This is a genomic window from Steroidobacter sp., assembly GCF_016790065.1.
Taxonomy (GTDB): Bacteria; Pseudomonadota; Gammaproteobacteria; order Steroidobacterales; family Steroidobacteraceae; genus Steroidobacter.
On record NZ_JAEUPY010000261.1, the window covers coordinates 1 to 22,949 of the forward strand.

Annotated in this window: 17 protein-coding genes; 11 read left to right on the forward strand and 6 right to left on the reverse strand. The window is 61.6% G+C overall.

The window, feature by feature from the left end; translation table 11 throughout:
• Positions 1-252: 252 nt before the first annotated feature.
• The 5 genes from JNL55_RS11415 (at position 253) to dgcA (ending at position 6,199) form a co-directional block, all read left to right on the forward strand.
• A complete protein-coding gene (locus tag JNL55_RS11415) occupies positions 253-1,221 on the forward strand; it encodes an alpha/beta hydrolase (RefSeq protein WP_293852949.1) in 969 nt (322 codons plus the stop codon).
• Positions 1,222-1,355: 134 nt separating this feature from the next.
• Positions 1,356-2,222 (forward strand): AraC family transcriptional regulator, encoded by an 867-nt coding sequence (locus tag JNL55_RS11420; protein WP_293852950.1) that lies wholly within the window; start codon positions 1,356-1,358, stop codon positions 2,220-2,222.
• 164 nt (positions 2,223-2,386) lie between these two features.
• On the forward strand, positions 2,387-3,391 hold the full coding sequence (locus JNL55_RS11425) for a DUF1611 domain-containing protein (RefSeq protein ID WP_293852951.1): 1,005 nt from the start codon (positions 2,387-2,389) through the stop codon (positions 3,389-3,391).
• A 274-nt stretch (positions 3,392-3,665) separates the two neighbouring features.
• Positions 3,666-5,222 (forward strand): amino acid permease, encoded by a 1,557-nt coding sequence (locus tag JNL55_RS11430; RefSeq protein ID WP_293852952.1) that lies wholly within the window; start codon positions 3,666-3,668, stop codon positions 5,220-5,222.
• The gene (gene dgcA, locus JNL55_RS11435) at positions 5,219-6,199 is read left to right on the forward strand and encodes an N-acetyl-D-Glu racemase DgcA (RefSeq protein ID WP_293852953.1); all 981 of its coding nucleotides are present in this window, start codon (positions 5,219-5,221) and stop codon (positions 6,197-6,199) included. Before JNL55_RS11430 ends, dgcA begins: the two co-directional genes overlap by 4 nt.
• Before the next feature lie 792 nt (positions 6,200-6,991).
• On the opposite strand, the gene JNL55_RS11440 is transcribed toward dgcA, so the two are convergent.
• A complete protein-coding gene (locus JNL55_RS11440) occupies positions 6,992-8,911 on the reverse strand; it encodes a CocE/NonD family hydrolase (protein WP_293852954.1) in 1,920 nt (639 codons plus the stop codon).
• Positions 8,912-8,915: 4 nt separating this feature from the next.
• A complete protein-coding gene (locus JNL55_RS11445) occupies positions 8,916-10,238 on the reverse strand; it encodes an aspartate aminotransferase family protein (RefSeq protein WP_293852955.1) in 1,323 nt (440 codons plus the stop codon).
• A gap of 213 nt (positions 10,239-10,451) precedes the next feature.
• Between JNL55_RS11445 and JNL55_RS11450 the strand changes: the two genes are divergently transcribed.
• From JNL55_RS11450 to JNL55_RS11470, 5 genes are all read left to right on the forward strand, one after another.
• Positions 10,452-11,030, forward strand: coding sequence for an RNA polymerase sigma factor (locus JNL55_RS11450; protein WP_293852956.1), 579 nt, complete (start codon positions 10,452-10,454; stop codon positions 11,028-11,030).
• Positions 11,027-12,007 (forward strand): FecR family protein, encoded by a 981-nt coding sequence (locus JNL55_RS11455; protein WP_293852957.1) that lies wholly within the window; start codon positions 11,027-11,029, stop codon positions 12,005-12,007. Before JNL55_RS11450 ends, JNL55_RS11455 begins: the two co-directional genes overlap by 4 nt.
• Before the next feature lie 228 nt (positions 12,008-12,235).
• The gene (locus JNL55_RS11460; protein ID WP_293852958.1) at positions 12,236-14,857 is read left to right on the forward strand and encodes a M1 family metallopeptidase; all 2,622 of its coding nucleotides are present in this window, start codon (positions 12,236-12,238) and stop codon (positions 14,855-14,857) included.
• 16 nt (positions 14,858-14,873) lie between these two features.
• Positions 14,874-16,133 (forward strand): FAD-dependent oxidoreductase, encoded by a 1,260-nt coding sequence (locus tag JNL55_RS11465; RefSeq protein ID WP_293852959.1) that lies wholly within the window; start codon positions 14,874-14,876, stop codon positions 16,131-16,133.
• A 17-nt stretch (positions 16,134-16,150) separates the two neighbouring features.
• Positions 16,151-17,818, forward strand: coding sequence for an amidohydrolase (locus JNL55_RS11470; RefSeq protein ID WP_293852960.1), 1,668 nt, complete (start codon positions 16,151-16,153; stop codon positions 17,816-17,818).
• Between the two features lie 22 nt (positions 17,819-17,840).
• On the opposite strand, the gene JNL55_RS11475 is transcribed toward JNL55_RS11470, so the two are convergent.
• The 4 genes from JNL55_RS11475 to JNL55_RS11490 are packed head-to-tail and all read right to left on the reverse strand — an operon-like array spanning position 17,841 to position 21,488.
• Positions 17,841-18,608 (reverse strand): N-formylglutamate amidohydrolase, encoded by a 768-nt coding sequence (locus JNL55_RS11475; protein ID WP_293852961.1) that lies wholly within the window; start codon positions 18,606-18,608, stop codon positions 17,841-17,843.
• Positions 18,608-19,939, reverse strand: coding sequence for a hypothetical protein (locus tag JNL55_RS11480; RefSeq protein WP_293852962.1), 1,332 nt, complete (start codon positions 19,937-19,939; stop codon positions 18,608-18,610). The genes JNL55_RS11475 and JNL55_RS11480 overlap by 1 nt, the downstream gene beginning before the upstream one ends.
• A complete protein-coding gene (locus tag JNL55_RS11485) occupies positions 19,936-20,577 on the reverse strand; it encodes a cysteine hydrolase family protein (RefSeq protein WP_293852963.1) in 642 nt (213 codons plus the stop codon). Before JNL55_RS11485 ends, JNL55_RS11480 begins: the two co-directional genes overlap by 4 nt.
• Positions 20,577-21,488, reverse strand: coding sequence for a MurR/RpiR family transcriptional regulator (locus tag JNL55_RS11490; RefSeq protein ID WP_293852964.1), 912 nt, complete (start codon positions 21,486-21,488; stop codon positions 20,577-20,579). Before JNL55_RS11490 ends, JNL55_RS11485 begins: the two co-directional genes overlap by 1 nt.
• Before the next feature lie 154 nt (positions 21,489-21,642).
• Here JNL55_RS11490 and JNL55_RS11495 point away from each other — a divergent pair.
• Positions 21,643-22,949, forward strand: a 1,307-nt coding sequence (locus JNL55_RS11495) for an ABC transporter permease subunit (RefSeq protein WP_293852965.1), incomplete at its 3' end; no start/stop codon positions are given.

The window sequence follows — 22,949 nt, forward strand, 5'->3', positions numbered from 1 at the left end:
TAATTTCTCTTGGACCACTTGCGGCCGGCTTCGTCGTCCAGTTGCAGCTGCAAGCACTCGCGTAGCAGCTGCTTGTTGAACTTACGCCAATCGCTCCGTTGCAGCGGAGCAGCGTAAATATGCGTGGGGAATAGCGCTTGAGTCGGCATGGGCGCGGAGTTTACCCGATCGATGGCTCGATCGAACTAGTCCTCGTCCCCCTCGCGAATGCGCCTCCGGAGCCGAATCCGTACCCTTCCGGCAGAGGTAAACATGACGTCGACGCAACTGAAAGATGATGGTTTGGATCCGGAAATTCGCCGCTTCGTGAAGCTGATGGGCCAGCGCTGGCGCCAGCATCCGCCGCTGGGCAAAGTGTCCTTCCCCGAAGCCCGGCGCATCGCCGAAGAAGTGCGTTCGGCCTGGACTCGTGGCGGCCCGAAGATGGCGCGCACCGAAGAGATCATGGTGCCCACCCCGGATGGCCAGGTGCGCGTGCGCATTCACGATCCGCTCAACGACGGCGTCCGCCCGGCATTCGTTTATTTGCACGGTGGCGGCTGGACCATTTTCAGCATCGACACTCATGACCGCCTGATGCGCGAATACGCGGCTCGCAGCGGCATGATCGTGGTCGCAGTCGACTACTCGCTGTCACCCGAAGTCCGCTTCCCTCGTGCCATCAACGAAACCGTCGCAGTCGTGCGCTGGTTGCGTGAAAAGGGCACGAGCTACGGCGTCGATCCCGACCGTATCTCGGTGGGCGGCGATTCGGCCGGCGCGGCGATGACGATTTCCACCTGTATCGTGCTGCGCGATGCCGGCGAGACCGATGCGGTGAAGGCCATGGTGCTGAACTACGGCGCCTACGACGCGACTTGTGACAACGAGTCTTACAAGCGTTACGGCGAAGGCGGTTACATGTGGGATCACGGCGAGATGGCTGCGTTCTGGCAGAACTATCTCGGCGACACGCCGATGACCGATCCGCTGGCCTGCCCGATTCACGCGGACGTGCATGGCTTGCCGCCGGCGCTGTCGGCAGTGCCCGATTGTGACGTTATGTATGAAGAGGCCATGGAAATGGCGGAGAAGCTGCGACGCGCCGGCGTCCGTTCGCACATCGCGGTGTATGCGGGTGCGACGCATAGCTTCCTCGAAGCGGTGTCGGTAGCACGTATCGCCGATCGCGCCTTCACCGAAACGGCACGCTGGTTGAAGGACACTCTGAAGCACACCTGAAAGGTGTAGCCGCCGCGACTGACTGCCAGTTGCGGTTGGCTTGCATTTACCCGCTGACTTCGGTATCACCGGGGCGTTCCATGCGAGCGCCCCCGATTCTTGACGAGGGGCCGTCGATCCACGCGGTGACCTCTATGCGCACTCCGACCGGCAATGATTCCCGGCAGTCCGGCCGTTCCTCCTCCCTGGCCCAGTTGCGAAATTCGGCGACCAAGGGACGCCTGGTGCGACAGGTGAAACGCGCCGACGATTGCCAGGATGTGGCTCGCCCCGTCGCCGCGATGGCCCGTGAACTGGCCTCGGGCTGTGTCGATGTGTTTCACACTCATCGCCGCGCTCAACTCCTGTTTGCCTGTACCGGCGTGATGTCAGTGGTGACTCGCGAGGGCGCCTTTGTCGTGCCTCCTCAGCGTGCAGTGTGGTTGCCGGCGGGCATGGAGCACGAAGTGCACTACGGCGGTGCTACGTCGCTGCGAACTTTGTATATCGAACCCGCCGCGCACGCCAAACTGCCGACTCTGAGCCGCGTGTTGGAAGTGTCCGACCTGTTGCGCTCGTTGATTCTGGCGGCGGTGAATCTGCCGACTGAATATGACACCGACGGTCGCGAAGGCCGCATCATGTCGCTGCTGCTGGATGAGATCGCCATCATGCCGACGGTGCCGCTGCATGCTCCCATGCCACGCGATGAGCGTCTGGCTCGCGTCTGCCGTGCGATGTTCAGGGATCCGGTGCGAGAGCAGCGACTCGAAGATCTGGCCCGCGCCGCGGGCATGAGCCGGCGCACTGTCACTCGTCTGTTCCGTCGCGAAACCGGCATGAGCTTCGCCGCCTGGCGTCAGCATGTGCGCTTGCTCGAAGCGCTGTCGCGACTGGCCGTCGGCCGCTCGGTCACCGCAGTGGCTTTGGATGTGGGCTATCGCAGCCCCAGTTCCTTCACCGCCATGTTCCGGCGCACGTTCGGTGTCACGCCGAGTCATTACTTTTCCAACGAGAATTAACATTCTCGTCACTGGAATTGGCGAACGAAGCAAGTCACCGCATTGCCGGGCACTGGCCTGCGCCAGACAGTCCTCGCCCCGAAATCAACAACACTGTACGCTTGGCCCCTGTAGCGTACTTTTCCCGCCATTTCGGCTCAGCAACAAACATATTTCCAGCGCGCATGTCGATCCGTAAGCCTTATGTGATTTTCCTCGGCGATGCCGCCGAACCGGTGTTGGCCAAGACTGCATTCGGAGTGCGCGATTGGGCGCCCGAGGATTGCCTAGCGCAGTGGCGTTTGCCGGAGTGCAAAGTCGATCTGGGCTTGCCCGACAAGACGCCTGCCGAAGCCGCTGCTGCTGGCGCGCGCTCGTTGCTGATCGGCATCGCTCCGGGCGGTGGTCGCATTCCGGCCGCTTGGGTGCCGGGCCTGAAGAGCGCCATCGAAGCCGGCCTCGATATCGTCAGCGGCTTGCACACTCGACTGGAAGACGTCGAAGGCTTGGCCGAGCTGGCTGCTAAACATAAGGTGCAGCTGATCAACGTCCGCACCCCGCCGACGAATCTGCCGGTGGGCAACGGTCTGAAGCGTACTGGCAAGCGCTTGCTCACGGTCGGCACCGACTGCGCGCTCGGCAAGAAGTACACCGCGCTCACCATCACCAAGGCGCTCAAGGCGCGTGGTGTCGCGGCTGATTTTCGTGCGACTGGCCAGACCGGCATTCTGATCGCCGGCAGCGGCGTGCCGCTGGACTCGGTCGTAGCGGACTTCGTAGCAGGCGCCATCGAACAGATCACTCCGGCCGCTGCCGCTGACCATTGGGATGTCATCGAAGGCCAGGGCTCGCTGTTCCACCCCGGCTACGCCGGCGTCACGCTCGGCCTCGTGCACGGCTCGCAGGCTGATGCGTTGATCCTGTGCCACGACCCGTCGCGCAAGCACATCGCTTATCACCCGCACCAGGCCATGCCGTCGCTCAAGCTCGCGGCCACTCGCTACTTGGAAGCGGCTCAGCTCACCAACCCCAATGTGAAGCTGGTCGGCGTGAGTTTGAACACCTCCTCTCTGTCGCAAGCCGAACGCGAACGCGCGTTGTCCGACGCCGAAAACGAACTGGGCGTGCCGAGCTTCGACCCGCTGAAGACCTCGAGCGACGCCGTACTGGATCGCTTGCTCAAGGCATAAGCACTCTCACTGGGAAAAATGCAGCGGCGACCTACAGGGGGCTCGCCGCCTTGCGACGTATCAGCGCCGGCCGGGAAGGGGGATTCCTCCTTCCGGCAGCGTAGAAAAGAAGGACCTTTTCTCCGAAGCGCACCAGGGAGGGTCCGACAACGCGCCCCGCGATAGCGGGGACGCGGGCCGTGCGCGGTGCCGGAAGGAGGAATCCCCCTTCCCGGCCGGCGCCAGCCACTGACGCCACCAACGCATCTCTTAGCACACAGGCTGACGACACCGAATGAGCCAGAAAATAACCAGCCGTCTGTTCCTAAAAAAATCCGTGGAAAGAGTCCGCGCCGAAGCCGGCGCGCAGCCGTTCAAGAGAGTGTTGGGTCCAGTGGACCTGGTCATGCTCGGCATCGGTTGCATCATCGGCGCCGGCATCTTCGTGCTCACCGGCAATGCCGCGGCAAGCTTCGCCGGCCCCGCAGTTCTAATCTCGTTCGTGATCGCTGGTGTGGCCTGCGCGCTCACCGGTCTGTGCTACGCCGAGCTGGCTTCGGCACTGCCAGTCACAGGTTCTGCGTACACGTATTCATATACGACGCTGGGCGAAGTCTTCGCCTGGATTACCGGCTGGTTAATGGTGCTCGAACTCGGCGTGGCGGTCGCGCTAGTCGCGGTGGGCTTCTCCGGTTACACCGTGAGTCTGCTTCGTGACTTTGGCATCAACATTCCTCCTGAGTTAGCCAACGCCTACATCAATTCCGTCAACACCGGCGAAGGCGTGCGTTTCGTGACCGGCCAAGGCTTCAACCTGGTCGCAGTGATCGGCGTGTTCATCGTTTCCATCCTGCTGATCATCGGCATCGAAACTTCCGTCAAGGTCACCCGCTTCGTGGTGATGGCCAAGATCCTGGTGTTGATTGCTTTCGCCATCATCGGCTCGCAATACATCGACACGGTCAACTGGACCCCGTTCATCCCCGAGAACGAAGGCGGCTTCTCTTACGGCTGGCCCGGCGTGTTCCGCGCAGCGTCGGTGATCTTCTTCGCCTACGTCGGTTTCGAAACCGTCTGCACGGCCGCCGCCGAAGCCCGCAATCCCCAACGCGATCTGCCCATCGGCATCATCGGCTCGCTGGTGGTCTGCACGGTCATCTACGTGTGCGTGGCCGCCGTCCTCACCGGCGTGGTGCCGTTCCGTCAGCTCGGCGTAGCCGATCCGATGGCTGTGGCAGTGAACGTCATGGAGCTGCCGTGGTTCGGTCTGGTGGTGAAACTAGGCGCCATCGCCGGCCTGTTCTCGGTGATGTTGGCCACCACCTACGGCCAGACCCGAGTGTTCTACGCCATGTCCCGGGACGGATTGCTTCCTGCATTGTTTGCGCGCGTCCATGCTAAGCGGCGCACCCCCCACATCGGTACGCTGGTTCTCGGTGTCGCCATCGCTCTGGCCGCCGCGCTGCTGCCTATCACCATCCTGTCGGATCTGGTGACCCTGGGCACCGCGCTGGCATTCGGCATCGTCTGTATCAGCGTGATCTGGCTGCGTAACGAGCGGCCCGATCTGGAGCGGGGCTTCCGGGTGCCGGACGTGGGCTTCACCGTCAAGGGCAAGTGGATCGGTTTGGTGCCCGCGTTGGGAATTCTTTTCTGTATCCTTATGGTGGCGCCGCTGCTGCTCGACATCGTCGAGAAAGCAATGCGGGGCGACGCCATTCCGGCAATATTGCTGGGTGGCTATTGCGCGCTGGGCGCAGCGATCTACTGGTTGTACGGCTTGCGGCATTCCAAACTGGCCGCGGGCGATAACTCGGTGGAGTCGAGCGAGTTCAGGCAGGAGTCGGTGTGAAACTTACAGTTCAGAAAAAGCTTTGGCAGTTGCGCGAACCGTTCGTGATCTCGCGCGCCACGTATACGACCAGCGACGTCATCACCGTCGAATTGCAGGACGGCCCGTTCATCGGCCGCGGCGAGGCGGCAGGCGTCGATTATCACGGCGAGACGCCGGATAGCATGGTGGCGCAGGTTGAAGCGGTGCGCTCCAAGATCGAAGCGGGCGTGACCCGCGCTGAGTTGCTGACGATTCTGCCGATCGGCGGCGCACGCAATGCGCTCGACGCTGCGTTGTGGGATCTCGAAGCGAAGCGCACTGGTCGGCGCGCGTGGGATCTGGCCGGCGTTGGCAATACGCGAGAAGTCGCGAGCGCCATGACCATCGGCATTCGATCGGTCGAAGGTTATGAGAAGGCGGCGCGTGAGTTGGCTCACTACCGTTGGATCAAGATCAAAGTGTCCGGCGAGAATCCGTTGGAATGTGTTGAAGCCGTTCGTCGCGGCGCGCCGAATTCCCGTTTGATCGTTGACGCGAATCAGGCGTGGGATGTGCCGACGCTGTACTCCATCGGCCCGAAGCTGGCCAAGCTCAAAGTCGATCTGCTGGAACAGCCTGTGCCGGTGGGTGGCGATGACGACCTGGAACTGGGTCGGTCGCCGATCCCGGTCTGCGCTGACGAAGCCATCGATACCATTGACGATCTGGCGCGTTTGAAGACCCGTTATGAGTTTGTGAACATCAAGCTCGATAAGACTGGCGGTCTGACTGCTGCTCTCGAGTTGGCGCATGCGGCGCGGGCGGAAGGGTTGCGGTTGATGGTTGGTTGCATGGTCACCGGCTCCGTTGGTATGGCGCCTGGCATGGTGCTCGCTCAGCTCTGCGAGGTCGTGGACCTCGATGGTCCGCTGCTGCAGTCGGAAGATTGGGAAAACCCGATTCAGTACGACCGCACGGGGGTGATGTCTTGGCCTTCGCCTAAGCTTTGGGGCTAAGAGCTAGGAGTTAAGATTCGGAGGCGTCGGTGGTTTGCAGCGCCTGGGGGGAGGGATGTTCCCCCGGCACCGCTGCACCCGCCGCGCCACGCAGACGCGTGTCGCTGCGCTTGTACATCCATGTAGCGCTATAGGACCAGCATCCCTGCTGGATCCAATTGCCGGAAGAACATCCCTCCCCCCAGGCGCTGCCTACAGCTTTGCTGTGGCAGCCCGGGCTAAGAATTAAGAGCTGGCTTTTCTCGCTCGGCTCATAACTCAGCAGCTAACTTATAAAAAACTGCTTCGTCGCTGGCTTGGAGACTCAGAGGTGTGAGTGCCCAACGACACCTCGGCGCTTTAGGCCGAAGCGACCTGGTTCGGTGCTCAACGACGCACCAGCGCTTTAGGCCGAAGCGGCCTCGTTCTGGTGCTCAACGACACCTCAGCGCTTTAGGCCGAAGCGACCTGGTTCGGTGCTCAACGACGCACCAGCGCTTTAGGCCGAAGCGGCCTCGTTCTGGTGCTCAACGACACATCAGTGCTTTAGGCATCGCCAGGGGTGGGTCTCTCCTGCCGGCAGCTTCGACGTACAGGGACGTGCTAGTCGCAGCAGCGCTCACCAGGGATGTGCGGCAAGCGGCGCAACGCGCCGCGGCCGTGCGCGGTGCCGGCAGGAGAGACCCACCCCTGGCGATGCCAGCCACCGACGCCTCTCCGAACGCCGGCGATGCCAGCCACCGACGCCTCTTCTCCGAAACGCCGGCGATGCCAGCCACCGACGCTCCGAACTCCGATCTCCGAACTCCCCTCTTAGCGACCGCCAAGCACCGGCAACTCAACGAAGCTCCCATGGTAGATCCGCTGAGTGGCTTTCTTATAAGCCTCACGCGGCGCATACGCGACGTTGGGCACAAACGTCTGCGGGTTCCGGTCGTACAAAGGGAACCAACTGCTTTGAATCTGCACCATGATCCGATGCCCCGCCTGGAACGTGTGATTCGCATGGGGCATGCGCACTCGATACGGCAGCACTGCGTTCGACTTGATCGGCTTGGCCGTCTCAAAGCTCTCTCGATAACGACCTCGCAAAATATCCGCCGACACCATCAACTGATACCCGCCCAACTCCGGATTCATCGGTGTCTCATCCGGGTAAGCGTCGATGAGCTTCACGACCCAATCCGAATCCTGTCCACTGGTCGAAGCCAACAACTCAGCGAAGATGCCGCCGGCCAAAGTCACAGATTCAGTCAAAGGCTCAGTGGCATAAGTGAGCACGTCGGGACGTGACTCGAACGGTCGCTGGTCGTCGACCAGCCACTGGCCCCACGTGGTTTCGTGCGAATCGTTGGGCAGGATGGGCTGCACACGATACGGCACCGGCTTGGCGGGGTCCGATACGTATTCATCGAAGCTTTTATCCGAAGAAGAAGCCGTGAACGACAGCGAGCCATTCGCCTGCAAATAAATCTTCTTGGTCGCAACACCGGAAGCCGGCCACTGCGAATAACTGCGCCACTCATTCGTCCCAGTTTCAAACGCACGCACCTTCGGCGTTGGCGAGGCAGGCGCCTTATCGCGCAAGTGCTGTTCGAAGAACGGCAGCATCACTTGATACAAGAAGTAACGCGTCGTATCCGAATTGAACTGCAGCGGGCCGAGATGTGAGCCGCTGTACGTGTGGAACCACGGGTCCTGCTGACCATGGAACCAAGGGCCGATGACCAACTGATGTTGGCTGCCTTTCTTCTGCAGCACTTCGAATGCCGCCGGCGAGCCGTAGTTGTCTTCTTGATCGAACAGACCGTGCACGATCAACGTCGGCACATTCACGGGCACTCGCTCGAGCAACTTGTCGACAGCTTGGGCTTGCCAGTACGAAGTGTAGGCCGGGTTGTCCGCGATCTTCTTCCAGGCAGGCAACTGATCGACACCGCGAGACACGGCCATGTCATTCGCCGAGCCGGCGCGCAGATAAGTCATGTACGCGTCGCGTGAGCCGAACGGAATTTCGTTGGCGCCTTTGACGCTGGTCTGGCGATAGACGTACTCGAGGCCGAACGGGCGCAGCGCGCCGTTGTGGTACCAGTCGTCGCCGATCCAGCCGTCGACCATGGCGTTCATGGGAATGGAGGCTTTGAGTGCGGGATGCGGGTTGAACAAGGCCATCAACGACGTCCAGCCCTCGTAGGACACACCGATGATGCCGACGCGGCCGTTGTTGCCAGGAACGTTTTTAACCAGCCAATCGATGGTGTCGTACGCGTCAGTGGATTGATCCACCGGGCCTGCATTGAGCGGGCCGCGAAGCGGCAGCGTCATCACATAGTTGCCTTCCGAACCATGTTTGCCACGCACGTCTTGATAGACGCGGATGTAACCTTTCTCGAGCAGCGGTGCGTCGGGAATCGGCACGGCGGCGGTAGCTTTCGGGCTGTTGGGGCGGCCGGTGTAGCCGGGGCGGCCGGCGGCGTCGTACGGCGTGCGAGTGATGACGATGGGCATCGGGCCCGAGGCGTATTTGGGTTTCCAGATGACGGTGAACAGCTTGACGCCGTCCCGCATCGGAATCATCACTTCGTCGCGGCTGTAGTCGAAGAGCGATTGTTTGCTCTGGAAGTTCTCCGGCGTTTCCGAAGGCAGCGTCGTGCTTTGCGATGCTGACGAAACACCGCTGCCGAGCAAAGCAGCGACCACCAAGGCACCGAGCAAGCTTTTTTGTAGTTTCATCAGATCACCACATCATGAACGGAGCCACATCCTGATCGGACACGCGGCCGGCGACGACATCGCGTAACGCTTGGTCGACGATGCCCAGCGCTTCGCCGACTTCCGCTTCGGTCAGAGTCAGCGGCGGCGTGAATTCGAGCACGTTGCCTCGCAAGCCCACATAGACGAACGCGGCGCCGAGTTGATACGCGCGATAAATGATTTTCGCAGTGGTAACCACCGGCACCGGCTCGCGAGTGTTGCCGTCGATCAGTTCGACGCCGACAGCAAGGCCGCGGCCGCGCACATTGCCGATGATGCTGTGATCTTTGCCGAGCGCTCGCAGCCCGTCCATGAAGGCATTGCCGACGCGTTCAGCGTTCGCAGCCAAGCCTTCTTCTTGAAGCGCACGAAGCACGACACGACCGGCGGCGGTAGCGACCGGATTGCCAGCCGTTGTTTGCAAAGCGAACGCGGGGGCGTGATCCATGATTTCTTTCGGACCGACCACCGCGGACAACGGCAAGCCGCCACCGAGTGCTTTACCGAACACCACGATGTCGGGCTCCAGGCCTTCGTGCTCGAAACAATGCAGTTTGCCGGTGCGGCCGAGGCCGACTTTCACTTCATCGACCACCACGCGAATGCCGTGCTTGCGGCAACGATCTTGCAACGCCTTCAAGAATCCCGGCGGCGGCACGATCAAGCCGCCGTCCGACATCAACGGTTCCAGAAACACCGCGGCCACTTGATGCGGCGGGCAGGTGGTGGCGAATTGATAGTCGAGCAGCTTCAGCACTTCGTCGGCGCTGAAGTTGCCGCGATACGGATCGGGATAGGGCAGCAACAACAAACCGGCACGCGGCAACGAATGAGTCATGGCGGTGTGGCCGCTGATGCTCATCGAGCCGGACAGGTTGCCGTGATACGAACCGATGAATGAAATGAAGCGCGAGCGGCCGGTGGCTGCTTGTAACACTCGCATGGCGCAATCGTTGGCGTCCGAGCCGGAGTGGCCGAACCACACGCGACGTTCGCCGCTGCCCGGAGTGATTCTGAGCAATTCTTCAGCCAGCGCGACGGCATTCTCGTTCGGATAGGCGAGCAGACTGGCGCCAGCCATGCTTCGGCATGCTTCGGAGACGGCGGCGGCGAGGCCCGGATGGCTGTAGCCGAGGATGGCGGGACCGCAGGAAGCGGACAGGTCCAGCACCTGGCGGCCGCCTTCTTCGATCAACCGGTTGCCACTGCCGCCGATCACGGCCAGCGGCGAGAATCGCAGCCGTCCGATGTTGGCGATGACGCGCGCATCCCGCGCCCGCAGTGAGGAGGATTCGGGTGTGCTCAAGCGCGCTCTCCGGTCAGATTCGGGCGAATTTCAGTAGCATGCCAGGGCGGGCGCCACCGAAAACAACTCTGTAAACAAGATTACACAAGCCGGCTGGGATTTCAATTTTGAAGGACTATTGACATCGCCCGGCGGGCCGCCCTTAAATCGGCTCGGCCGGTAAACTCAATTAAAACGATGGGCCGGCGTGGGGATGACGCATCGGGAGACGCCATGGTGAAGGGGTCGTTGGAGGTCGAGCTGCAGCCGTTGCTGGCTGACGGGGTGGCAGAGGATGTCGCCACCGGCGGCAAGCTGGCGGAGCTTTACGAAAGTTATTGCGCCGAGCTGTGCAGTTATCTGCGGCGCACGTTCGGCGCCGGGCCGCCGGATGCACAGGATGTGGTGCATGAAGCGTTCGCCAAGTTCGCAGCGCTGGCTGACCGCAATCGTGTGCTCAATCCGCGGGCCTACTTGTACCGCAGCTCCTACCATATATTCATCGATGAACGCCGACGCCTCAGCAGCTGGCGTCACGGGGTGGCGCCGCAGCTGGCGGAGTCGGGCACCCACAACGATGAAATCACGCCGGAACGGGTCATCATCGCCAATGAGCGGCTCGAATCCCTGCGTCAGGCCATTCAACAATTGCCGGCCGAGCGGCGCCGTTCATTCTTGTTGCATCGTTTGTATGGATTGTCTTGTGCCGAGATTGCTCGGCGCGACGGCTATTCCGAGTCCGCGATCAAGAAACACATTGCACTGGCCATGGCCGACATCGATGCGGCGTTGAGCAAGGGGCAGGCCCGGTGACTGAAGCCGGCAATGACGAGACGATTCGCGCCGAAGCGCGTGACTGGCTGTTGCGCCAGGCGCTCGATGACGAGTCGTTGGAGCATAACGAAGCATTTCAGCGCTGGTACCAGGCGAGCGAACTGAATGCGCGGGCGTTCGATGATGTGCAGCGGACTTGGTCGGACGCGAGCACGTTGCAAGAGTTGCGGCATCTGGTCGAGCCGCCGGTGCCCCAGGTCGCGCTCAAAGGCGGCGCTAAAGTTGCCAACGATTCATGGCGGCCGCGAGCGCTGGCCGCCGGCGTCGCGTTGTTCTCTGTCATCGGATTACTGATCTGGACCCAACAGCGTCCGCAGGTTTATCAAACCGCCGTGGGTGAGCTTCGTGAGTTGGCGCTGTCCGACGGCAGCACGCTGACCTTGGGTGGCAAGACCGTGGTCGCCATCCGCATGACCGAGAAAAAACGCTTTGCCGAACTGCGCAGTGGCGAAATTTTCCTGTCGGTGCATCCCGATAAACAACGGCCATTCTTTGTCGAGGCGGGTGAAACCAGCCTGAAGGTAGTCGGCACGCAATTCGATGTGAGGCGCGGCGTTGCTCAAGTTGAGATCGGCGTGTTGGAAGGCACGGTCGAAGTCGTCGGCGAGCGCGAGCCGCAGGCGGTCAAAAGAGTGCACGGTGGCCAGCAACTGGTTGCTTCCGGCAGTGGCCAATTGGGTGAGCCGCAACTCACCGGGCCGATCAGCCCTGGCTTGTGGCGCAAGGGCCAGCGGGTCTACATCGATGCGCCGTTGCGCGAAATCGTCGCTGACGCCAATCGTTATTCGCAGCAGTCGGTGGAGCTGGCCGACGCTTCCCTGGGCGAGCTCAAGGTCTCGGTGTCGTTCCGGGCCGAGAATCAGCAGCAGATGCTCAACAGCTTGCAGCTCGCCTTGCCGCTGACCGTCGAGCGTCCGCAGCCCGATCGCATCGTGCTCCGCGCCGCCACCCGCTGAACCGTCCCCGCTACCCGGCGCCGCAGGCCGGGTCTCCAGCCCCTCGGGATATATTCGGGCTCGCCATGCCACTTTCGGGTGCCGAAAAGTGTCGCTGGTGCGATGTGCTTCGTCTCAAGAGCGATACCGGTAGCGACGTACGCTACCGACGAGCACTGCGAAGGGGGCGGCCGCTGCATGACTCAACATTTATTTTCTAGGGCACGAGCGAGGACTCGCTGGTGTCTGGTGTCCGTGTGCCTGCTGTTCTCGGGGCTGGCTCAGGCCGCTGGACTGGCCAGCGGCGACGGCTTGGAACGGCTGCCCGACGACACTCGGCCGCTGCACTATCTGATTTCGGCACAGCCGAACAAAGACAACACCGGATTCACCGCCAAGGCCAGCCTGCGCTTCGAGGTGCTGAAGCCCACCGCTCAGGTGGTCGTCAACTCGCGTGACTTGAAGATCGGCAAGGCGCAGCTCAAAAACGGTGCAGTCGCCAAGGTCAGCGGCGATCCGGCCAGACATCGCACGCTCTTCAGCTTCGATAAGCCGTTGCCTCTCGGTCAGTACGAGCTGAACGTCGAGTACACCGGCTTGATCACTGAGAACATCGAAGGAGTGTTCCGTGTGGATCAGCAATCGCCGGATGGCAAACGTCAACAGATGTTGTTCACTCATCTGTGTTGTATCGGCACGGCGCGCAAGTTTGCGCCAATCTGGGATCAGCCCGATCTGAAAGCCGTGTTCGAATTGGAACTGATCATCCCCGCTGGCCTCGACGCGGTCGCTAACACGCCGGTGGCCAAGCGCGAGACGTTGCCGACAGGCGAATCCAAACTGCGCTTCGAGCCGTCGCCGCGGATGAGTTCGTATCTCTTGTTTTTCGCCGTGGGCAAGTTCGACAAAGTCGAGACACAGCTCGGCGCAACCAAGCTCGGCGTGTACACGCAGCCAGGCAAAGGTGAGCAGGGCCGTTTCGCGTTACAAGCCACGGCCGACTCGGTGAAGCTCTACAACGATTATTTCGGCATCGATTATCCGTTGCCGAAGCTGGACAGTATTGCGTTCCCGGGGGCGGGCGGGTTCGGTGCCATGGAGAATTGGGGCGCCATTTTTTATTTCGAACCGTATTTGCTGGTCAATCCGCAGCTGGCCACGCAGCGGGACCGGCAGCAGGTTTATGTGGTGGTGGCGCATGAAGTCGCGCATCAATGGTTCGGTAATCTGGTCACCATGAAGTGGTGGGACGATCTGTGGTTGAACGAAGGCTTCGCCACCTGGATGGCCAGCAAGGCCACCGATCGTTACAAGCCCGAATGGAATGTGTGGCGCATGGATGCGGAGAGTCGTGAACAGGCGATGAGTCAGGACGCTCGCGATTTCACGCATCCCATCGTGCGGCCGGTGCGCACGTATGAAGAAGCGGAGCTGTCGTTCGACAGCATCACCTACGAAAAGGGCAATCAAGTCATTCGTATGATCGAAGCTTACGTGGGTGAGGATGCGTTCAGAACGGCGATTCGTGCGCACGTGAAAAAGCACGCTTACGGCAATGCCGTTACTGAAGACCTGTGGAAGGAGCTGGAGATGGCGTCGCCGTTCCCGGTCGCCGCCATCGCTCGCGACTTCACTGTGCAAGAGGGCGTGCCGCTGATTGATGTGATTTCCTCGAAGTGCGTCGGCGGCAAGACCACAGTCGCCGTGCGCCAAGGCCGCTTCGGCTTGGATGCGAAGTCGAAACAGCCTAAGGAATGGCGTGTGCCGGTGACGGCCACTGTCGTCGGCACAAACAAGATTGCTCGGCAGGTGGTGCGTGGCGCCGCTCCGTCCGAGATTTCGTTGGAAGGGTGCGGCCCGGTGAAGGTCAATCTGGGCGAAGCGGGCTACTACCGAACTCGCTATGACGCTGCTTCATTCGCGCAGTTGGAAAAGAATTTCGCGCGCTTACCGGCGCAAGATCAGCTGGGCTTGCTGAACGATGGTTACAACCTGGCGGAAGGTGGCTTCACTGAGTTCCCCGGCTATTTGAATTTGGCGTTGAAGGTGCCAGCCAACGCGGATCCGGTGCTGTGGCTGCACTTGACTCGTGCTTTGGGCACGCTCGACAAGCTCTATCGAGGGCGGGCGGAGCATGAGCAGTTGCGTGCGTTCGCTCGCTGGAAGTTGAGCGGCGCGCTACGTGAGTTGGGTTGGGTCGAGCGCGATGGCGAATCGGCCAACGCGAGCATCGCTCGTGCTGAAGTGGTGGAGTTGCTGGCCTCGCTGCGCGACTCCGCGACACAAAAAGAAGCGTTGCGTCGTTTCCAGGGAGCGACGACCGATCCGGCGTTGATCAGCGGCGGTATGCATCAGGCCATCGTCAATGCCGTCGGCATGGCCGCCGATGCGAAGACGCTGGACGACGTGTTGGCGCGAGCCGCTAAATCGACGGACTCGGCGCAGAGTCAGATTTATCTCATGGCCGCTGCGCGCGTACAGGATCCGGTGCTCGCCACGCGGATGTTGGATTTGACGCTGACCGATGCGGTGCCCGCTCCACTGGTGGGCAACATGGTGCGGGAGATTGCACAGTCCCATCCGGCGCTGACCTTTGACTATGTGACATCCAAATACGAAACGTTGGCGCCGCGCCTGGAATCGTTTACGCGCACCTCAGTGGCTCAGCAAGTTGCTGGCAATTCGGTCGATGTGACCTTGCTGCCGCGCTTGGAAAAATTCGTGGCGGAGAAGGTTGGCGATGCCGGGCGTGAAACGTTGAATCGGGCGCGCTCGACCATGACGTTCAGCGACGAAGTACGTCGCGAGCGGTTGCCGGAAGTGGATGGGTGGCTGCGCGAGCACGCGTCTGCCTGGAAAGTACAGCAATAACATCGGAGCTGAAGTCGTGACCAAACAAATGATCACCCGCCGCACCGTCGTGGGCTCGTTGGCCGGCCTGGCGGGTGCCGCTGTAGTTAGCGGCAAAGAGGCGGCAGCGCAAACATCTCCGGCGCCGAAGGTCGGTGCTCAACAGTGGGATGTCGTCGTCATCGGCGCGGGCGTGTTCGGCTCCTGGACGGCGTGGAAGTTACTCAAGCAAGGCAAGAAGGTGTTGTTGGTCGATGCCTGGGGGCCGAGCAACTCGCGCGCATCATCTGCTGGTGAGTCGCGATTGACTCGTACCGAGTACGGCGGCGATGAGATCTACACGCGCTTTGCGTGGGAGTCGTTGCCGGACTGGATTGCACTGTCCAAGAAGGCCGAGCTGCCGGTGTTTCATCCGGTGGGTGCGCTGTATATCTACCAGAAGGAACAGGACACGCTGGCGGCCAGCATGGCGCTCAACAAGAAGCTCGGCGCGCCCATGCACCGGATCGAGCGTGCTGAGTTGTTGAAGAACTATCCGCAGCTGGGTTTGGATGGCATTCGGTTCGGTGTTCTACAGCCGACCATGGGCGCGATCATGGCGCGCCGTGGCGTGCAGATGGTGGTGAAAGAGTTCGTCGCTGAGGGCGGCACGTACAAGCAGTTGGCGATTCAACCGCCGAAGCCGGGCGCAGCGCTCGATGCGATTACCAGCACCAGCGGCGAAACGGTGCGAGCCAAACAGTTCATCTTTGCTTGCGGCCCGTGGTTGCCGAAGCTGTTTCCTGAAGTCATCGGTACCAAGATCGTGCCGACGCGCCAGGAAATCTTTTTCTTCTCGCCCGATGCTGGCGATATCCGATTCGATCCGCCGCAGCTGCCGGCCTGGGTCGATGCCGACGAGCCGGGGGTGCCGTATGGATTCCCGTCGCTCGAGACGCGTGGCTTCAAGCTCGCCATCGACGCTCATGGTCCGCGCGTCGACCCGGACACCAACGATCGCATCATCTCCGCCGAGGGCTTGAAGCAGGTGCGTGCCTATATGGCGCGGCGTTTCCCTGGCGTGTCCAAGCGCCCGCTGTCCGAGTCGCGCGTCTGTCAGTACGAGAACAGCGACAACGGCGACTTCATCATCGACAAGCATCCGAAGTGGGACAACGTGCTGTTGGTGGGCGGCGGCTCCGGGCACGGCTTCAAGCACGGTCCGGCGGTCGGGCGCTATGTCTCGGAGCTCGCAGTAGGTAAGCTGGCGAAAGTCGAAGCGCGCTTTGCGCTGTCGTCTCACAAATACCAGGGATGAGCCCGAGGAAGTCCTAAATGCTAAGCAGAGTCATCCGAGTCGCGGTAGCCGCGGTGGTGTTGCAGTCGGCCAGCTTGGCCGCCAGCGCCGCGCCCGATGCGATTTACTTCAATGCCAACGTCTGGACCGGCAACGCGCAGCAGCCCAAGGCTGAAGCCATTGCCATCGACGACGGCAGCATCGTCGCGGTCGGCAGCAACGCGGACGTTCGCAAGCTCGGTGACGCGCAGACCAAAGCGGTGGACTTGAAGGGGGCATTGGTGGTCCCCGGCTTCATCGACAATCACGTGCACTTCGTCAACGGCGGCCTGGCGCTCGCGCAGGTCGATCTGCGCGACGCGGCGACGCCCGCCGAATTCTCCAAGCGCATCGCTCAAGCCGCGGCCAAGACTCCGAAGGGCCAATGGATCAAGGACGGCAATTGGGATCATGAGCTGTGGGGCGGCCAGCTGCCGACACGTGATTGGATCGACAAAGACACGCCGAACACGCCGGTGTACGTGTCGCGCCTCGACGGCCACATGGCGCTGGTGAATTCGCTGGTGCTCAAGCTTGCGGGTATCGACGACAAGACGCCCGATCCTGAGGGCGGCACCATCGTGCGCGACAAGAACGGTCGCGCCACGGGTGTGGTCAAGGACAACGCCCTGAACCTGATCAACAAGGTGATTCCGGCGTTGACCGATCAAGAGCTGCAGTCGGGCCTGGAGCGCGCCATGGAGCATGCGGCTGCTCGCGGCGTGACTCAGGTGCACGACATGGGCGGCGTCGAGGATTGGCGAGTGATCGAGCTGTATCGTCGCACCAAAGCGGCCGACAAGTTGACGCTGCGTATTTATTCGTTCGCGCCGTTGGCCAGTTGGCAGAAGGCCGCCGAGTACAAGAAAAAGAACGGCACTGGCGACGATTGGTTGCGTTGGGGTGCGATGAAGGGCTTCGTTGACGGCTCGCTCGGTTCGACCACTGCGTGGTTTCACAAGCCTTATGACGATGCGCCCGACACCACCGGCCTGATCATGGGCGATCCGGAAGTGTTGCGTGCCCAGATCGTCGGTGCCAACAAAGCTGACTTACACGTGGCCGTGCATGCCATCGGCGACCACGCCAATGATTGGTTGTTGGACGCGTTCGAGAAAGTGGAGCAGGCCGGGCCGAAAAAGGATTGGCGGTTCCGTATCGAGCACGCTCAGCATCTCACGCCCGCGGCCATCAAGCGTTTCAGGCCATTGGGTGTGGTTGCGTCCATGCAGCCGTATCACGCCATCGACGATGGTCGTTGGGCCATCAAGCGCATCGGTGCCGAACGCTTGAAAGGCATGTATGCGTTTCGTTCGTTGATCGACTCCGGCGCGCATCTCACGTTCGGCTCCGATTGGCCGGTGGCACCGTTGGATCCGCTGACCGGCATCTATGCCGCCGTCACTCGCCGCACTCTCGATGGTGCCAATCCGACCGGCTGGCAGCCTCAGGAAAAGATCACGGTCGCCGAAGCATTGCGTTCCTACACCGCCGAGAATGCCTGGGCGGGCTTTCAGGAAGGCAAGGTGGGCGTGTTGAAGCAGGGCGCGTTGGCAGACTTCGCCGTGCTGTCGAAGGATTTGTTTACTGTGCCGCCGGCCGAGATCGACAAGGTCAAAGTCGTGCGCACGGTCGTCGGCGGCCGCGAGGTCTATGTCGCCAAGTAAAGTCGCTAAGTAAAGTCGCTGATTAACTCAGCGACTCTACGGCGCGCAGGGCTTCTTCTAATTTACCGGTCCAGGTCTCGACGCCATCGGGATCCGCAATCAAATCGTTGCGGATCTCGATGAGCACGGCCGGATTGCCTGCCAGATCGCCGTGCACGACCAGCGCATAGTCGGCGTCGGCACTGACGCCATACGGCACGTTGGCGTCCACATTCAGCAGCGGATCTCTTTTCAACTGCGTGATCAGCGCTTGTCCCAGCGTTGCTGCTTTATCGAACAGCACGCCTGCATGCCAGGCTCGCTGCTGCCCGTGATACACCGGCGTAAAGCTATGTACGGCGACCAACACGTTGCGTCGACCGTCGGCGGTGCGCTTGTCCAGATGCGCTCGTAAGCGATCCTGGAACGGCAGGAACATCACTTGCTGGCGACGCTCGCGTTCCGCTGCATCCAGGGACACGTTGCCTGGGATGTCGGTGGCTTCGGAGCGCAGCGGAATGCTGTCGGCCACGTGCAGTGGGCGATTCAAGTCGATCAGCAGGCGCGAATAACCGCCGAGGAATGCCGACGCATCGAGACGCTTCGACAACGCACGCGTGACGAGAGCGGCGCCAATGTCCCAGGCGATGTGACGCCCGAGATCGACGTCACTCAGGCCGAGCTTGTTGTAGTCAGCCGGAATGTGATTCGAGGCATGTTCGCAGATCAGTACGAACGGCGAGCGGCCTGTCTCATTCAAAGCTTCGACGGCCGACGGCCACTGCTGCGAGTTGACTGCGGACGCCACCATCAATACAGCGTCCGATAGCGTTCGCACACTTCCGCGGGCGACAGCGAAGCCAGCGTTGCCAGCTCGGCTTTACGCACGCAATGAAAGGACTCGATGAACAGCGGATCGAACCAGCTCTGCACCACTTTGTCGTCATCGAAGGCTTTGAGTGCGGCCGGCAAACTTTCCGGCAGGCGCACCAGGCCGAGTTCGGCGCGACGCTGATCGGACATTTCAGTCGGATCGTCGTTGACCAGCGGCGGGCAGGGCAACTTGGCGTTCAAGCCTTCCAGGCCTGCCAGCACCACGGCTGCAAGAGCCAGGTAAGGATTCGCGGTCGCATCGGCCGCGCGATATTCGATGTTGAACTGCGGCGACGGATCGGCGCCGCCGATAGTGACGACCGGGCAAATGCGGAGCGTCGCTTCGCGATGCTGATTCGCCAGCCAGGTGTACGACGCGCTCCACGCGTGCGGCTTCAAGCGGTAGTACGACGACAAGCTCGGTGCGGTCAGCGCAGTGATGCCGGGCAGGTGTTTCAGAATGCCGGCGCAGAACGCTTGCGATTGCGGCGACAAGCCGGCAGGGCCGTCGGCCGAGTAGGTCAGCGGTTTGCCGTTGGCGTCGCGGAAGCTGAAATGAATATGCACACCGTTGCCAACGCCATCCGGCGCGGTCTTGGGTGCGAAGCTGGCATGCCAGCCGCTGGTCTTGGCGATCTCGCGAGCGATCTCACGAATCACCACGCAACGATCGGCCGCAGTGATGCCGTCGCTCGGGCCGCAAGTTACTTCGAACTGATCCGCGCCGAATTCGGCAATCACCACTTCGGGATCGACGCGTGCATCTGCCAGCGAGCCCATCAAACGCGACGCGTATTCATCGGCGTTGCGTAACGCGCCATACGACATGACGTGAGCTGGCGGGAAGTCGGCGCCGACCAACTGGAACTCCTGTTCGAAGCTGGCGAGCAGATTGATGCCGTGCTCGTTACGCAGCCGATTGAGCGCGTTCTTCAACAAGGTACGTGGGCAGCAATTCCAGGGCGAGCCGTCGAGATCGACGATGTTGCCGAACACGATGTCGAAGGCAGTGGCTCGGCCGGTATGTTCCGTGCGGTAGCGTGCCTTCAGGTCCGGCAAAATACGCAGGTCGCCGCGTGCGCCCCACGGATTGGGATTCGCGATCGAGTTGAACGGGGTCAGGCAAATATTGGCTTGCAGCCAGCCAATGCCGTGCTTGGCAATGCGTTCCAGATTCTTGGCGGCGACGAAGCGGCCGCGCGTGATTGCGGCCAGGTCAGTGGTCGTGACGCCGATCAGCGGCTCGAGGCCGTTAGTAGGTGTGCTCATGAGCGTAGCGCGGCAAAGCGGGCCGCAACGGTTGCAGTGTCAGCAGTCCAACAATATCCACCAAACGCTTTCAGCGCGGTGTCGTGGCGTTGTGCGGTCTTGGCAGCGCAAGCATCGCCGACGCACGTAATCATGTAGCCCAGATCGGCGCCGTCGCGCACGGCCATGTCGACGCATTGGTCGGTCATGATGCCGGCAATGACCAGATAACGAACGCCGAGGTTGCGCAACAGGTAATGAATGTTGGTGGAGTTGAAAACGCCCGACGACGTTTTCGGCAACAGAATTTCATCGCCCACCGGCGCCAGCGACGGCACGGGCAGTGCCAGCGGATCGTTCGGGCCGAGATGAATCGGCGTCAGCTTGTGGTCCAGCGAACGATCGCGACCGTCGCTGGTCATGCTGCGAATGATGGTGTGGATCACTTCCACGCCATTGGCGCGCGCTGCTTGTAACAAGCGCTGCTGGTTCGGAATGACCTGCGCCGACGTGTGGCTATAAAAGTAATCGCCGGCCGACCCTCTCGGATGATCCGGATCGGCGCCAGGCTCGAGCCAGGCACGTTGCATGTCGACCAGCAACAGCGCGGTTTCACCCGCGCGATAAGCTTCATCGCGTTTCGGCAAAGAGTTTGTCATCAGCGTTTCTTCTTGATCGCGCGTTTGGTCGGCGCTTTGGTGCCGTCGACGGTCGCGACATTCCGGGAACGAATCCGCTCCAGCTCTTCCATGCGGGTGCCGCCGCCGTCCGGATATTCGGCAACGATACGGGCTACCAGCGCTTCCATCTGCGCCACGGCCGGCGCCAGTGTGTCGTAAGGAGATTCGGCTTCCATCGGGCCGACGATTACGACCTTGGCATGTTCCGCCGCGGGCGAGCGCCACACGTCAGTAAATAGAACGATCTGCGCGCCGCGTTCGGCGGCTTGTTCGGCAAAACGAATCACGTCCGTCTGGTAACGGCGATGATCGAACACGACCACGGCGTCGCGCGGGCCGGCATCGAGCAACAGATCGAAACTTTCCGCCGACAACGCCGGCACTTCGATCACGCCAGCGCGGAACTGCCCGAGGTAGCCAGCCAACATGCCCGCGATGTGACGGCTGAAACGGCCGCCCAGCAATAGCACGCGACCCTTAGCTTCCATGATCAGCTGCACCGCGCGCCCGTAGGTTTGCGGCAAGGTCATGGCACCGGCGGATTCGACCGCGGCTGCGGCCGAGCGAATATATGTTTCTTCGACGCTGCGTCCGCCGGTAGCGCGTACCGGCCGCTTGGCTTCCATCATCATCAGCGGCGAGCGCAGGCCGGCTTCGACTTCTTCCAGCAAGCGTTTTTGAAAGCCGGCGAAACCGTCGAAGCCCAGCTTGGTCACCATACGGATGACGCTCGGGTCGCTGACACCGGCGCGACGCGCCAAGGCAGTAGCGGTCCCGAGGCCAGCCACGGGATAATCACCCAATAGCACCTGGGCTATTTTGGCCTCGGCCGGCGTCAGTGCCAGCCCGTGCTGAGTCAGCAATTCCCGGATCGGGAGAACGGCGTTCACGGCGTATTGAAATAGTCTGGTTGGCGCGGTCCGTGGGTGGCCCCGCTTCTGACGGCAGAATTACATATGACGCTCGAACATGCAATTCTGAAGAATTATTGACATTGTCCGGCCGGGCCCCTCTAATCTGTAAACACTGGGGTTGGAGTGGGGCGTGGCTTTGTCATCCGGAATGCGCAGTGCGTTGGCCGATTCGGTCGCTATGGCGGCCGCGGTGCTGCTGATCGCTGTCGCGGCGGCACTCTTCGGCAGCACCTCCATACAAAGAGTGGTGGCACATGGTGCCGTCATGCTGGCCGCCGTGCTGGCGCTCCAGCTTTTTTCCGGTAACTCGCGGATCGTTTCGTTCGGCCATGCCGCCTTTATGGGGCTCGGCGCTTACACCGTGGGCATTCTCACTCTAAGCACTCAGTTACAGCACACGGCGTTACCGAACTTGCCGGCGTTTCTGGCGGGCTTCGAGCTGTCGTCGTGGAGCGCGCTCGCGGTGGCTGCTCTGGTCGGTGCGATTGCCGGTTTGATCAGCGGCGCAACGCTGCTGCGACTGTCGGGCTCGGCCGCGGCCATCGCCACCTTAGCTTTCTTGATCATCACTTATACCGTGCTCGCCGCGGCCCGCGAGATCACTCGTGGTAGTCAGCCCTTTTACGGCGTGCCGAGAGATGCGGGGCTGTGGGCCACGGTGATTTTCGCCATGTTGATTCTGGCGGTGACCCGCACGTTCCGCGAAACGTCGTGGGGCTTGGCGGCGAGAGCAGCGGCGGATGACGAGTCGGGCTCGATCGCCGTCGGTATCAATCCGCGTGCGGCGTTCTATTTTCCGTGGGTGTTGAGCGCGGCGATCTCGGCAGTGGCCGGTGGCTTATTGGCGCAAGTGTTGGGTGCGTTCACGCCGCATACGTTCTATTTCGATCTGGCGTTCACGATGTTGGTGACGTTGATCGTCGGCGGCATGGGCTCGTCGCTCGGCGCGCTGGCCGGCATAGTCGCGACCACCGTGCTCATCGAAGTCATGCGTCAGGTGGAAAGCTCGGTCTCGTTCTTCGGTCTGACCCAAAGCTCATTGGCCGTGGCCATGATCCTGATCATCTGGCGCCGGCCGGAAGGTCTGTGCGGCGGGTTGGAGCTGAATATTCTGCGTCGGTTGCGGCGTGAGCCGCCGGTGGTGGCGCCAGCGGCAGCCGAAGTTCGCCAGGCCGCGGCCGATGTGTTGAAGGTCGAGACGGTAACCAAGCGCTACGCTGGTCTGGTCGCTGTGTCCGACGTTTCTTTCGAGATCGCGCCGAACAGCATCACCGGCATCATCGGTCCGAACGGCGCCGGCAAGACCACGCTGGTCAGCATGTTGGCCGGTCACGTGCCGCCCACCGAAGGCAAGATCCACCTCGGTGATACGGCCGTTCACAAAACTGCTGCTCACAAAGTGGTGCGTGCCGGACTGGGTCGCACGTTCCAGAACAT